Source organism: Streptomyces sp. NPDC051219 (assembly GCF_040682335.1).
Taxonomy (GTDB): Bacteria; Actinomycetota; Actinomycetes; order Streptomycetales; family Streptomycetaceae; genus Streptomyces.
In genome coordinates this window covers 181,604-194,736 of record NZ_JBFBAS010000010.1, presented here as the reverse complement: position 1 = coordinate 194,736, position 13,133 = coordinate 181,604, and the positions used below count along the sequence as shown (strand labels likewise).

At 70.6% G+C, this 13,133-nt stretch carries 13 protein-coding genes; 8 read left to right on the top strand and 5 right to left on the bottom strand.

Translation table 11 applies throughout. The features are described 5' to 3' along the window. Positions 1–325 precede the first annotated feature (325 nt). Positions 326–1,855, top strand: a complete 1,530-nt coding sequence (locus AB0M62_RS15075) for a glutamate-cysteine ligase family protein (RefSeq protein WP_366074607.1) — start codon at positions 326–328, stop codon at positions 1,853–1,855. A 132-nt stretch (positions 1,856–1,987) separates the two neighbouring features. Then, positions 1,988–2,767 carry a CPBP family intramembrane glutamic endopeptidase gene (locus AB0M62_RS15070; protein WP_366074606.1) on the top strand — a complete coding sequence of 260 codons (780 nt, stop codon included), beginning with the start codon at positions 1,988–1,990 and terminating at the stop codon, positions 2,765–2,767. A 114-nt stretch (positions 2,768–2,881) separates the two neighbouring features. On the opposite strand, the gene AB0M62_RS15065 is transcribed toward AB0M62_RS15070, so the two are convergent. Then, the gene (locus AB0M62_RS15065; RefSeq protein ID WP_366074605.1) at positions 2,882–3,703 is read right to left on the bottom strand and encodes a PhzF family phenazine biosynthesis protein; all 822 of its coding nucleotides are present in this window, start codon (positions 3,701–3,703) and stop codon (positions 2,882–2,884) included. Between the two features lie 335 nt (positions 3,704–4,038). Between AB0M62_RS15065 and AB0M62_RS15060 the strand changes: the two genes are divergently transcribed. Next, positions 4,039–4,473, top strand: coding sequence for a hypothetical protein (locus tag AB0M62_RS15060; RefSeq protein ID WP_366074604.1), 435 nt, complete (start codon positions 4,039–4,041; stop codon positions 4,471–4,473). A 265-nt stretch (positions 4,474–4,738) separates the two neighbouring features. Here the strand turns inward: AB0M62_RS15060 and AB0M62_RS15055 are convergent, their stop codons facing one another. Continuing rightward, the gene (locus AB0M62_RS15055) at positions 4,739–5,167 is read right to left on the bottom strand and encodes a VOC family protein (protein ID WP_366074603.1); all 429 of its coding nucleotides are present in this window, start codon (positions 5,165–5,167) and stop codon (positions 4,739–4,741) included. 530 nt (positions 5,168–5,697) lie between these two features. Between AB0M62_RS15055 and AB0M62_RS15050 the strand changes: the two genes are divergently transcribed. Then, positions 5,698–6,120 (top strand): PadR family transcriptional regulator, encoded by a 423-nt coding sequence (locus tag AB0M62_RS15050; protein WP_366074602.1) that lies wholly within the window; start codon positions 5,698–5,700, stop codon positions 6,118–6,120. 102 nt (positions 6,121–6,222) lie between these two features. Here the strand turns inward: AB0M62_RS15050 and AB0M62_RS15045 are convergent, their stop codons facing one another. Then, a complete protein-coding gene (locus tag AB0M62_RS15045; RefSeq protein ID WP_366074601.1) occupies positions 6,223–6,651 on the bottom strand; it encodes an SRPBCC family protein in 429 nt (142 codons plus the stop codon). A 370-nt stretch (positions 6,652–7,021) separates the two neighbouring features. Between AB0M62_RS15045 and AB0M62_RS15040 the strand changes: the two genes are divergently transcribed. The 3 genes from AB0M62_RS15040 (at position 7,022) to AB0M62_RS15030 (ending at position 10,082) form a co-directional block, all read left to right on the top strand. Continuing rightward, a complete protein-coding gene (locus AB0M62_RS15040; RefSeq protein WP_366074600.1) occupies positions 7,022–8,017 on the top strand; it encodes an EamA family transporter in 996 nt (331 codons plus the stop codon). A gap of 159 nt (positions 8,018–8,176) precedes the next feature. Continuing rightward, entirely contained in the window at positions 8,177–9,151 is a 975-nt protein-coding gene (locus AB0M62_RS15035; protein ID WP_366074599.1) for an EamA family transporter, read from the top strand. A 628-nt stretch (positions 9,152–9,779) separates the two neighbouring features. Continuing rightward, positions 9,780–10,082 (top strand): hypothetical protein, encoded by a 303-nt coding sequence (locus AB0M62_RS15030; RefSeq protein ID WP_366074598.1) that lies wholly within the window; start codon positions 9,780–9,782, stop codon positions 10,080–10,082. Here AB0M62_RS15030 and AB0M62_RS15025 read toward each other — a convergent pair. Beyond that, positions 10,064–10,744 carry a pyridoxamine 5'-phosphate oxidase family protein gene (locus AB0M62_RS15025; protein WP_366074597.1) on the bottom strand — a complete coding sequence of 227 codons (681 nt, stop codon included), beginning with the start codon at positions 10,742–10,744 and terminating at the stop codon, positions 10,064–10,066. The genes AB0M62_RS15030 and AB0M62_RS15025 overlap by 19 nt on opposite strands. Positions 10,745–10,767: 23 nt before the next feature. Between AB0M62_RS15025 and AB0M62_RS15020 the strand changes: the two genes are divergently transcribed. Next, positions 10,768–12,099, top strand: coding sequence for an aminotransferase class I/II-fold pyridoxal phosphate-dependent enzyme (locus tag AB0M62_RS15020; protein WP_366074596.1), 1,332 nt, complete (start codon positions 10,768–10,770; stop codon positions 12,097–12,099). On the opposite strand, the gene AB0M62_RS15015 is transcribed toward AB0M62_RS15020, so the two are convergent. Next, entirely contained in the window at positions 12,005–13,084 is a 1,080-nt protein-coding gene (locus tag AB0M62_RS15015; protein WP_366074595.1) for a DMT family transporter, read from the bottom strand. The genes AB0M62_RS15020 and AB0M62_RS15015 overlap by 95 nt on opposite strands. Positions 13,085–13,133: the final 49 nt, after the last annotated feature.

Genomic DNA, 13,133 nt, shown 5'->3' with positions numbered 1-13,133 from the left:
AGCTAGCTGTCCCGCGTATTGCCGACAAGGCGGAATCGGGCCTCGCTCTGCAGGCATTTCGTCCCGATTCTCGGGCAGCTGTGCGCCCCGACCTGGAGGACTTCGGCTGAGCCGGACGGCCGAAAATCATCGGTACTTTTCACCAGGCAGTTGGAAATGGTAACTGCACATTGCTGCATGCCCGGTGAATGTGCCGGGCCGTTACGATAGGAGAGTAACGGCCGACGGGCCCCCGCGGGGCGTTGTCGATCACTTCGGTGGGCATCATCGACCGTGACGCGAGCGGCCGGCGCCGCTGGCTGCCCACTCGAGGAGGGACGCTTCGATGGGGGAGAAGGTCGTGGCAGGCGGATTCGACCTGTCCGATCGGCAACGCTACCGGCGTAAGCACCATGAGTGTCTGGAGGGACTGGCGCGACTCCTGAAGGAGAAGCGCTTCGACCGGCCGAAGAATCTCATGGGGCTGGAGATCGAACTGAATCTCGCCGGCGCGGACGGCATGCCCAGGATGATGAATGCGCAAGTGCTCGAACGCATCGCCAGTCAGGATTTCCAGACCGAACTCGGAATGTTCAATCTGGAAGTGAACATTGTGCCGCACCGGCTCGGTGGTCGGGTTTTCGATCAGCTCGCCGAGGAGTTGCGCACCGGACTGGCATATGCCCATCGAAAGGCCGGCGAGGTGGATGCCGGCATCGTCATGATCGGAATTCTGCCGACGCTCTCCCGAAACGACCTCGTCTCGGCGAATCTGTCCCACGTCGACCGCTACCTGCTGCTCAACGACCAGATGCGCGCGGCCCGCGGAGAGGACTTCACCCTCGACATCGAGGGCGTGGAGCGTCTGACCTGCACGTCTACCTCAATCGCCCCCGAAGCCGCCTGCACCTCCGTGCAGTTGCACCTTCAGGTCACGCCGGGACGCTTCGCCGATGTGTGGAACGCCGCGCAGGCCGTTGCCGCCCTGCAGATAGCCGTCGGCGCCAATTCTCCCTTCCTGTTCGGACGGGAGCTGTGGCGCGAGTCCCGGCCGCCGCTCTTCCAGCAGGCCACCGACACCCGCCCGCCCGAACTTCAGGCGCAGGGCGTCCGGCCCCGCACGTGGTTCGGCGAGCGGTGGGTGGAGTCGGCGTACGACCTGTTCGAGGAGAACCTGCGCTACTTCCCCGCCCTGCTGCCGATCTGCGACGAGGAGGACCCCCTGAGGGCGCTCGACGACGGCGGCGTACCGAGCCTGAAGGAAATGGTGCTCCACAACGGGACGGTCTACCGCTGGAACCGGCCCGTGTACGGGGTCGCCGACGGCATGCCGCACCTGCGGGTGGAGAACCGGGTCCTGCCGGCCGGACCCACGGTCACCGACGTGATCGCCAACGCCGCCTTCTACTACGGCATGGTCCGGGCGCTCGCCGAGGACTCCCGGCCGGTCTGGTCCCGGCTCCCCTTCGCCGACGCGGCCGCCAATTTCGACACCGCGTGCCGGCACGGCATCGATGCCGAGCTGCGCTGGCCGAGGCGGGGCCGTGCCGGGGGTCTGGCGACCGTCCCGGCCGTCACACTTGTACGGGAGGAGCTACTGCCGCTCGCCGCAGCAGGCCTCGACGCCTGGGGGATCGAGCCGGCGGACCGGGACTACTACCTCGGAGTGATCGAGGAGCGGTGCAGGCGCCGGGTCAACGGTGCCTCGTGGCAGGTGGACACGTACCACCGGGCGCTGGAGGCGGGGCTGGAGCGGGACGTGGCGCTCGCTGCCACGACCCGGCGCTACGCGGAGCTGATGCGTGAGGGGGAGCCGGTGCACACCTGGCCGGCAGGACTCCCCACGCTCGCCAGGACGACGGCCGGCCGCGGCTGAGGACCGGGCCGCGCGAACTGCCGAACGCCAGACCCGGGTCCACGGGGCGGCGGATCGTCGGGCAAGCTGTGACGTCCCCGGCAGCCGAGGGTGTTGCCGAAGGAGGCGGGCGTGCAGGCGGAGGCGGAACGCGTGGCTGAATCATGGCGTGAGGGGGAGGGGGCCCGGAAGATCCTCCGGTCCGAGACGCTGCTCGTGCTGGCGCTGTCGCTCGGCGCGAGCGCGGTGTCGGCGCTGATCAGCTTTGTGGGCTCGCTGACCAAACCGGGCGGTCTGAAGGACCAGGCGGCCACGCTCAACGGCTCGTACGCGCCCGGCCGGCCGTGGCTGGATCTCGCGTGGCAGCTGTTCGGCATCGCGACGGCGCTCGTGCCCGTCCTGCTCGTGGCGCATCTGCTGGTGAGGGAGGGGGCCGGCCTGCGGGCGATCGGGCTGGACCGGACGCGGCCGTGGCAGGACCTCGGGCGCGGGACCCTCGTCGCGGCGGGCATCGGCAGCGCGGGGCTGGCCTTCTACCTGGTCGCGCGGACGGCCGGGTTCAACCTGACGGTGGTGCCGGAGGCTCTGCCCGAGGTGTGGTGGAAGTTTCCGGTGCTGATCCTGTCCGCGGTGCAGAACTCGCTGGTCGAGGAAGTCATCGTCGTGGGCTATCTGCTGCGGCGGCTCGACCAGTTGGGCTGGACACCGACGGCCGCCCTCGTCGCCAGTTCCGTACTCCGTGGCTCGTACCACCTGTATCAGGGGATCGGCGGCTTCATCGGGAACATGGTGATGGGCGTGGTGTTCGTGCTGCTGTACCGGCGCTGGGGCCGCGTGGGGCCACTCGTCGCGGCCCACGCGCTGCTCGACATCGTGGCGTTCGTCGGATACGCGCTGCTGGCCGGCAAGGTGGGATGGCTTCCGACGGCGTGAACCGGTGAACCGGTGAACCGGTGAACCGGTGAACCGGTGGGCCGGGGCGTACGACCGCTGTCGTACGGCCCGGTGCATGCCGGGTGCCGGGAGGTGGGTGCCGGGTGGTGGGTGTCAGGGAGCGGTGAGCAGCTCGCCGTCCAGGACGGTGACCGCGTTGCCGGTGAGCAGCGTCCGGTCTCCCCGCAGTGAGGTCCGAACCAGGCCCGAACGGGCCGAGGCCTGGAGGCCGGTCAGCTCCGTACGGCCCAGCCTCGCGGACCAGAACGGTGCGAGGGCGGTGTGCGCGCTGCCGGTGACCGGATCCTCGTCGATGCCGACGGCGGGGAAGAAGCAGCGCGATACGAAGTCGTAGCCGCGGGCCGGATCCTCGGCCGCCGCGGTGGCGATGATCCCCCGCTTGGAGTGCGCCACGAGTCCTGCGAGATGCGGTGACAGGGCACGTACGGTCCGCTCGTCCGCCAGCTCGATAACCAGGTCGCCGATGGGGGCGGCTGTCGCGTGGGCCGAGAGCACTTCGGTGCCGAGCGCTTCGGCGACACCGTCCGGAATCTCCACCGGGGTGAGCGACGAGGTCGGGAAGTCGAGGGTGTACGCGCCCTCGCCCCGGGGCGTGGCGGTCAGCGTGCCGCAACGCGCGGCGAAGCGCACCGTGCCGGTCCAGAGCCCCGCGGTGTGCAGCACGTGGGCGGTGGCCAGGGTGGCGTGGCCGCACATGTCGACCTCGGTCGCGGGGGTGAACCAGCGCAGGGCCCAGTCGGCCCCTCCGCCGGTCGGCAGGGGGTGGGCGAAGGCCGTCTCCGAGAGGTTCACCTCGGAGGCGACCTGCTGGAGCCACTGGTCGTCGGGGAAGGGGGCAAAGTCCAGCAGCAGGACACCGGCCGGGTTGCCCGCGAACGGGCGGTCGGTGAAGGCGTCGACGATTCGAATCCGCATGGACGTGAACTTAGGGGCGGGGCAACGCCCGAGGCCAAGGCCAATTGCCGATGGGCGGCCTGTTGACCTGTCTCAGCGAAGGCGAACGGGTGCTCGTTAGTCTCACCGAAGGTTGAGTACCGGCTCGGCCGTCGGGCTGGGGGTGCGGTGGAAGCGCTGTCTCGTGCGTACGGCGATGAGGCGTTGACAGCGTTTGAGCTGGACTTTCTCTGCGACGGAGAGCGTCGCAGGCTCCCTCTTGGAGCGAGTTGGCAGGTTCCGTTTGAGGCGATCGATCCTGTCCGGCCGTTCCGCTGGACAAAGGCACTCCGGGCTTCGCCGGCTGGTACTACTCGGTGACCGCGCGGGATCACATGGGCCATGAGTCGTGGTTGGAGCGGGACCGGTTGATCCTGCTCGACAGAGATCCGCAGGTGAGGGCGATGTCGTCGCAGCCCTTCTGGCTGCACTGGCATGACGGTGGACGACAGCGCCGCCATGCTCCCGACTACTTCGTCCGGCTGACCGCGGGGCAGGCCCGGGTTGTGGATGTCGCGCTGAGGAGGACGAGGATCAGCGGACGCGGGAGGCCTTCGCGGCGACCGAACGGGCCTGCAAGGCGTGGGCTGGGAGTTCGAGTGGGTCGGCCGTCCGGATCCGGTGCTCATGGCCAACGTCCGGTGGCGCGCGGTATCGCCGGGCACGCTCTGGTCGGCCGATGGCGGTGGCCGAGCGTCTCTGGTCGTCCGGTGACGGCTAGCACGGTCGCCCGGCTGCGTCGCCCTATCTGAAGGACGGGGTTGCGGGGCTGGCAGATGGCCGAGCGGCCCGCAAGCGGTTGGAGTTCGGGACGGTGGATCCCCGGGTGGTGGACGCGATGCGCCAGGCCATCAAGGAAGGCGTCGACACCTCCACCCGGACGCGTCCTATCTCATCTGGCGGGCGAAGGAGATCCTGGCGCAGGCCGAGACCGAGTCCGAGGACGGACAGGCGGTGGCTCCGTGGCCGTCTTCGTCTTGGCCTTTGGGGACAGGACGAGGACACGTTCGTGGCCCCTCAGTCGAGACAGAACTCGTTGCCCTCGATGTCCTGCATGACGATGCACGAGTCGTTGCCGTCATACAGTAGTCGCACGCGTACCGCGCCGAGCGGGATCAGTCGTGCGCACTCGGCTTCGAGTGTGGCGAGGCGCTTTTCACCAACGAGCCCGGTGCCGACCCGGACGTCAAGATGCACCCGATTCTTGACGGCCTTGCCTTCGGGAACGCGCTGGAAGTACAGGCGCGGACCCACACCTGAGGGATCAACGCAGGCAAACGCTGAACCCTGACGCTCAGGCGGCAGCGAACGATCGTAATCGTCCCAAGTGGCAAACCCCTCCGGCGGCGGTGGTACGACGTACCCCAACACCTCGCACCAGAAACGAGCGACGCGCTCAGGTTCTGCGCAGTCAAAGGTGACTTGGAACTGCTTGATCGACGCCATCGGGCCACCATAGTGGCGCGTGGTGTTCACCGAGACCCTGGGGTGTCATCGCCGCGCTGGTCGAGGTCTCGCGTGACATGAGTAGCGCCAATGGGCCAGTAAACAGGTGCCAATTCGCATGAGAAGGGGCAGCGACCCACCTAAGTGGTCAACCTTCACTGAGACAAACCAGCAGGTCGTCGATCTTCGCTGAGACGAAGCTCTATCAGTGCAGTTGTCTGAGATCGCATCAACCTTCATTGAGACAGGTCACCTGTTTTCGGCACGGATGGGGCATTGTCAAAAATACAGTCCCGATATATCGTTGACGCATCGCAACTGATCACGATGGAAGGAGCGTAGCGATGAGTTCACATGGGCAGGAACGCGGTCATGGGCGCGGCCATGGACACTGCGGGCCCGGACATCAGGGTCGGGGTGAGTTCGAGGGGCGGCGTGCCGCTTTCGGGCCGTTCGGGCCGCCGTTCGGCGGACCCTTCGGCGGCGGGCGTGGCCGGGGCGGACCGCGGGGGAGGGCGCGGCGCGGAGATGTGCGCGCCTCGATCCTCGCGCTGCTGAAGGACCGGCCGATGCACGGCTACGAGATGATCCAGGAGATCGTCGAGCGCAGCGGCGGGGGATGGAAGCCCAGCCCCGGCTCGGTCTATCCGACGCTCCAGCTGCTGGAGGACGAAGGCCTGATCATCAGCCGGAGCGAGGGCGGCAAGAAGCTGTTCACGCTCACCGAGTCCGGGCAGGCCGAGGCCGAAGCCGGTCCGCAGGCGCCGTGGGAAGAGGCGGGGCGCGGTGTCGACTGGGAGACGATGAACGAGATCCGGCAGGCCGGTTTCGGCTTGATGGAGGCGTTCGCGCAGGTCTGGAAGACCGGCACGTCCGAACAGCGCCACAAGGCGGTGTCGGTGATCAACGACGCCCGGAAGAAGCTCTATCTGATCCTGGCCGGCGAGCACTGAGCCGGCCGGCACGAAGGCGCCCCCCGGCAGGTCCGCGGGGCGCTCTCGCCTTTGCCGGAGTCCGGCGCGGGACGGCTCGGACCGCGTCCCCAGGGTGACGGGTCAGGCGACCAGGCCGCCCAGCTTCCGCAACGACTCGTGGAGGGCGGCGGTCGCGGAGTCCTTGAGCTTGCCCGCCATCAGCGATACCGCGGCCCCGGTGAACTCGCCGTCGATACGGACCCGGGTGGCCTCCCCGTCGGGGTCGAGCGAGTAGCGCATGGACAGGTTGACGCCCATGGGGCCCTTCCCGCTCGTGGCGAGCAGCCGCTCCGGCTCGAGTTCGTCGACGGTCCAGGTCACCTCCGCGGGGAAGCCCATGAGCTTCATGTTCTCCTCGTAGGTGGCCGCGACTTGGAGCCTCTCCGGTCCTCCCTTGGGGAAGCCGGTGTGGGTGGCGTTCCACCGGCCGTACGAGCTGAAGTCCGTCAGCTGGGACCAGACCTTGCCGGCCGGTGCCTCGATGCGTGCTTCCGCGCTGACTTCGGCCATGCGACCACCCCTTCGTGTCGGGTCTGACGGTGGCGCGGAACGTATCCGCAGGAGGCGCAACATTCAATACTGATGGACCGTCAGAAATTGCGGCGTCATCCGTGAGGAGGAGGCCGCGCCCTGCCGGCGTGGGCTGGTCGCCGTCGGCCGCCGGCGGCGGACGCGCCGGAGAGGGCGCGGCGGCGGGGCGGCGAGCCGGTCAGAGGGCTCGATCTGCTCGCCGCGCTGGTCGCGGACCGCGGCTGTCGGGCGGTCGAAGTGTTGCGAAGGGCCGGCGTCGACGCGGACGTTCTGGCGGACCGGATCGGGGTGCCGTCTCAACAGGCGTCACGAGGATGACGGTCATGACGAGTGCTGCCATGATGGCCCGATGCAAGCGTCTCGGGGAAGGAGCGCCGGCCTGGGACTCGCCCTGGGATCGGCGCTCGCATTCGGTGGATCAGGGGTCGCGGCCAAGCCGCTGATCGAAGCGGGGCTCGACCCGCTGCACGTGGTCTGGCTCAGGGTGGCCGGAGCCGCCCTCGTCATGTCTCCGCTCGCCTGGCGTCACCGCGGTCTGCTGTTCCGCAAGCCGGCACTGCTGGCGGGCTTCGGGCTTCTCGCGATCGCGGGCGTACAGGCCTTCTACTTCGCCTCGATCTCGCGGATCCCGGTCGGCGTCGCGCTGCTCATCGAGTACCTCGCCCCGGCGCTCGTCCTCGGCTGGGTTCGTTTCGTGCAGCGCCGGCCCGTCACGCGGGCCGCGGCGCTCGGGGTGATTCTCGCCGTCGGCGGCCTGGCCTGCGTTGTCGAAGTCTGGTCCGGACTGACCTTCGACCTCGTCGGTCTGCTGCTGGCGCTCGGGGCCGCCTGCTGCCAGGTCGGCTACTTCATCCTGTCCGACCAGGGCAGCGGCGGCGAAGACGCGGCCGACCCGCTCGGCGTCATCGCCTACGGCCTGCTCATCGGCACCGTGATCCTGACGGCCGTCGCGCGCCCCTGGGGCATGGACTGGTCGGTACTGGCCGGCCGCGCCGACATGAACGGCACTCAGGTCCCCGCGGCGCTGCTGCTCGGCTGGGTCGTGCTGATCGCGACCGTGATCGCCTACGTGACCGGCGTGGTGTCGGTCCGAAGGCTCTCGCCGCAGGTGGCCGGAGTGGTGGCCTGTCTGGAAGCGGTCATCGCGACCGTACTCGCTTGGGTGCTCCTCGGCGAGCACCTGTCGGCGCCTCAGATCACCGGCGGGGCCGTGGTGCTCGTGGGCGCGTTCATCGCCCAGTCGTCGACGCCGAAGGCGAACGCCGGTCCGGTGGCCGCGGGCGGTCCTGGTGTCGAGGCCGACGCCGCGGACGGACAGTTGGCCCTGGGGCGCAGTGCGACGTAAGGTGGCGATCATGCATTCGACCGTGCTTCCGCCGCCTGCCGCGTAACGCGAGCGGCCCCCTGAGGACCGAGACCGGGCTCGGGCAGTCCCCGAGCGGCTCGTCGCTGCCCGCGTACCGAGATCAGCGGCCACCTTTCCTGTCTTCCGCGGAGAAGTCACGTGTCGAACACCTCCCCGTCCACATCCCTGTCCTCCTCCGTCCTGCCCGTCGGGCGGAGCCTGTTCTACCTGGTCGTCGCCGGTGCCGCCTGGGGCACCGCGGGCGCCGCCGCCTCACTGCTGTACCTGGCCAGCGACCTCGGGCCGCTCGCCCTGTCCTTCTGGCGCTGCGCCGGCGGTCTCGCCGTGCTGCTCGCCGTGCAGAGCATGCGGCCGCGAAAGGCTGCCGCGACCGCGGAGCCGCGCGGGCGCCGGCTGGTGCGCATTGCCGTCACCGGGATCACGTTCACGGTGTTCCAGTCCGCGTACTTCGCCGCGGTCCAGGAGACCGGCCTCGCGGTCGGCACCGTCGTCACACTGGGCGCCGGCCCCATCCTCATCGCCGTCGGCGCCCGGCTCGGTATGGGGGAGCGGCTCGGGGCCGGCGGCATTGCGGCCGTGGCCGGAGCACTCGGCGGACTGGTGGTGCTGGTGCTCGGCAGCGGTGGCGAGTCCGTGCGGCCGCTGGGCGTCGCGTACGCCTTGCTCTCCGCGGCCGGGTACGCGGCGATGACGCTGCTGACGCGCTGGCTCGGCCGTGACGGCGGCGGAGCCGACCCTCTCTCGACCACGGCCTGGGCCTTCGGGGTCGGGGCGGTCTGCCTGCTGCCGCTCGGCCTGGCGGAGGGGCTTCTGCCGCACACCGTGGACCTCGGCCGGGTCGTCTGGCTGCTGGTGTACGTGGCGACCGTACCGACCGCTCTCGCGTACGCGCTCTACTTCACCGGAGCGGCCGTGGTGCGCGCCGCCACCGTCTCCGTGATCATGCTGATCGAGCCGGTGAGCGCGGCAGTCATCGCCGTGGTGGTCCTGGGCGAGCAGCTCACCGCGGCCACGGTGGCCGGAACGATGCTGCTGCTCACGGCCGTGGCGGGGCTGGCCCTCGCCGAGGCGCGGACCGCCGCCGTCGCGCGCCAGGCAGCCGCTCCCGCCTGAGGCGCGCGCCAGGCCCGGGCCGCCCGGGCCGGCGCCGCGCCCCGGCCCGCCCGGGCAGTCGCGTCGGTCTGGGCCGGGCGGGCACGGGCGCCGGTCCGATGTACTACGAAAGGGGCAGCGGAACTCCCTTCGTCTTCCTCCACGGCAACCCGGCGTCGTCGCATTTGTGGCGGCACGTGCTGCCCCGCATCGGTGGTCCTGCCCGCCGCCTCGCTCCCGACCTGATCGCGATGGGCCGCTCGGGCAAGCCCGACATGCCCTACCGGTCCGCCGATCACGCCGCTGTCCGGACGCCTGGTTCGACCGGCTCGGGCTGGAGGACGTCGTGCCCGTCGGAATCGACTGGGGCGGGGCGCTCGCGTTCGACCGGGCGGCCCGCCACCCCGGGCGGACACGCGGCGTGGCCTTCATGGACCTGGGACGAGTTTCCCGCCGTGGCCCGGTCGCGCTTCGAGGCGTTCCGGACGCCCGGGGTGGGCGAGACGCTGGTGCTCGACGAGAACGTCTATATCGAACAGGCCTTGAGTCACACCGTGCTGAGCGGGCTGAGCGGTGAGGGCCTGGAGGCGTACCGCCGTCCGTACCCGACCCGAGACAGCCGCCGCCCCTGCTCGAGTGGCCGCGCGCGATGCCGCTCGACGGCCGACCGGCCGACGTGGTCGGCCGGATCGCCGAGTACGGCGCCTGGCTCGCGAGCAGCGAGGACGTGCCCAAGCTGCCCTTGACGTTCGATTCGTCGCCGACCCTGATGATCGGGGAGGAGATGGCCGCCTGGTGCGCGGCGAACATCGCCGGCCTGGAGACCGCACACTGCGGTCCGGCCGCCCACCTGGCGCCGGAGGACCAGCCCGAGGCCATCGCGGCGGCCGTCACGGACCGGGCCGGCCGGCACCGGCTCCGGTCGGGTGGGGCTCAGAGCGTGGTGAGGTAGTCCGGGAGAGCGATGCCCGCGGCGAGAGTGTCCGCCGGGACCGGCTCGCCGTATCCCCGGGTGAGGGGGACGACTCCAGTCCAGTAGGGCAGGGAGAGATCCTCGGGGTCGTCGTTGGGGCCGCCGGTGCGGATCTTCGCCGAGACCTCGTCCAGGTCGAGACGGAGCACCGCGGTCGCGGCAAGTTCCTTGTCGTTGGCGGGGCGGGAGTCGGCGGCGCGGCCGGGTACGACGTGGTCCACCAGGGCGTCGAGGGCCGCCCGGCGCTCCTCCGGGTCGGTGACCTGGTGCGCGATGCCGTGCACTACCACGGAGCGGTAGTTGAGCGTGTGGTGGAAGGCGGACCGGGCCAGTACCAGGCCGTCGACATGCGTGACGGTCAGGCATACGGCGAGTCCGGGGTCGGCCGCCCGGCCGGCCATCCGCAGGGGGCGCGAACCGGTCGAGCCGTGCACATACAGGCGTTCACCCACCCGGCCGTAGAGCGTGGGCAGGACGACCGGCGCGCCGTCGCGGACGAATCCGAGGTGGCAGACGTATCCCTCGTCGAGTATCGCGTGGACGACTTCGCGGTCGTACGAGGCCCGGTCGCGAGAGCGCGTGGGGACGGTACGGTCGGTCGGCTCGTAGGCGGCAGCGGTGTCCGGCATTGCACTCTCCATTGCACTAGTGCATAATTGCGTTTGTGCTAGGAGAGTATCGAATCATCGGGCGTCGCGCATCGGAGATCGCCGCGAGTGTGGAGCTCGGGGTGGGTTCGGGCGATCTGCCACCGGGTCAACTGCTTCCGCCGATGCGCGAGTTGGCTGCCGCTTTGGGTGTCAATCCGAACACGGTCGCGGCCGCGTACCGCACCCTGCGCGAGCGCGGGGTCATCGAGACCGACGGGCGCAGGGGCAGCCGGGTTCGCCCCCGTCCGGCCAGCACTCCGCGAGAGTCCATCCGGGTCGATGCCCCGCACGGCGTACGTGACGTCTCCACCGGCAACCCGGACCCGGCCCTGCTGCCCGCGCTGGGGGACGCACTCGCCGCTGCGGCGCGGCGCAACGCGGACCGGCCCGGACTCTACGGGCAGGAGGCCGTCGTCCCGGACCTCGCGCGCATGGCGCGTGCCGCGTTCGACGCGGACGGCTTGCCGAACGGCCCGGTCGGCGTCACCTCGGGATCGCTGGACGCCATCGAACGCGTGCTCGCGGCGCATCTGAAGCCCGGTGACGCGGTGGCCATCGAGGACCCGGGGTGGGGCAGCCTGCTGGACCTTGTCCCGGCGCTGGGGCTGCGCGCGGTCCCGGTCGCCGTCGATGACGAGGGGCCGCTTCCCGGGGACGTCGACCGGGCGCTCCGGCAGGGGGCACGAGCGCTGGTTGTCACGGACCGCGCGCAGAACCCCACCGGCGCGGCGGTGGGCGCCACCCGGGCCGGGGAACTGCGTACGGTCCTCGCGGCGCACCCCCACGTCCTGCTCATCGAGGACGACCACGGGCACGCCATCGTCGATCTGCCGCTGCATCCGCTCGCCGGAGGTACGCGGCACTGGGCGCTGGTGCGCTCCACCGCCAAGGCCTACGGGCCGGACCTGAGGCTCGCCGTGCTGACCGGTGACCCCGTCACCCTGGACCGGGTGCGCGGGCGCCAGCGGCTCGGGCCGGGCTGGGTCAGCAGGCTCCTGCAGTACGCCGTCGTCGACCTGTGGGCCTCGGGCGCGGTGGATCCGGCGGCGGTGGCCCGCTCGTACGGTGAGCGCCGCAGCGCCCTGATCGCGGCTCTGGACGAGCGCGGGGTCGCGGCCCACGGACGCAGCGGCATGAACGTGTGGGTTCCGGTGCCCGACGAGACGGGAGTGGTGGCGCGGCTCCTCCATGCGGGCTGGGCCGTCGCCCCGGGGGCGCGCTTCCGGATGTCCGCGCCCCCGGGTGTGCGCCTCACCGTGTCGCCCCTGACCGCGGCCGACATCGGGCCGGTGGCCGACGTGCTGGCGTCGGCCGCGGGTCCTGCGCCGGAGCGTCGCTACGACTGATCCGGGCGGCCCGCTTCGGCCGGGCGCCGGTCTTCGGCCGGCTCTGGGTCAGGGCCGCGCCGGCCAGGACGATGGCAGCCCCGACCGGGGTGTTCCAGTTGAGCGCCTCACCCAGGACCAGCACGCCCGCGGCCGTCGCGATGACCGGAATGAAGTACGTGACCATCTGGGCGGTCGTGGGGCCGACCTCGGCGACCATGCCGTACTGGAGGAGCAGGGCCAGTCCGGTACCCAGCGCGCCGAGCGCGAGCACCGCAAGGGTCGGCGCCAACGGGAACGCGGCCGGGAAGCTGGTGAACAGGGGGGTGACGACTGCCAGTTGGACGGTCGCCAGCAGGAGCTGAGCACCGGTCATGGACAGGGCGGAATCGGTGCTGCCGCCCAGCGTCCGGCGCAGATAGATCCAGCCCACCGGATAGCTCAGCGAGGCCAGCAGCGCCATCGCGGTGCCCGTCGCGTCCAGCCCGGAGAAGCCCTGCCAGGCGCCCAGCACGGTCAGCACACCGAGGAAGCCGATGCCCAGACCCGCGACCCTGCGCCGGGTCGGCCGGTCCTCGGAGAGGGCGACCATCGAAAGCGCCATGCCCCACAGCGGGGAGGTGGCGTTGCAGATACCGGCGAGGGTGGAGGGGATCGTCAGCTCGGAGTACGCGAACAGGGAGAACGGCAGGGCGTTGAGGAAGAACGCGGAGACCGTGAGGTGCGCCCAGGTACGGGTGCCGCGCGGCAGCCGCTCCCGCTTCACGGCGATGGCGGCGGCCAGCACCGCCGTTCCGAAGAACAACCGCCCCAGGGTGACTTGGAAGGGCGCGTACGCCTCGGTGCCCACCTTGATGAGGAGGAAGCTGAAGCCCCAGATGAGCGAGAGCACCGCGAACCTGATGCGCCAGTCGACGGACGGGCGCCGGGCCGGAGCGGCGGGGGTGGGGGCCGCCGGAGGGAGGGCTGCCGGAGGCAGCGTGCCGGGCGTGGTGGGAGCGCTCATGACCCTCACGATGACGGTTAGAACCTTGTAGGACAAGCGAGATTTCTTC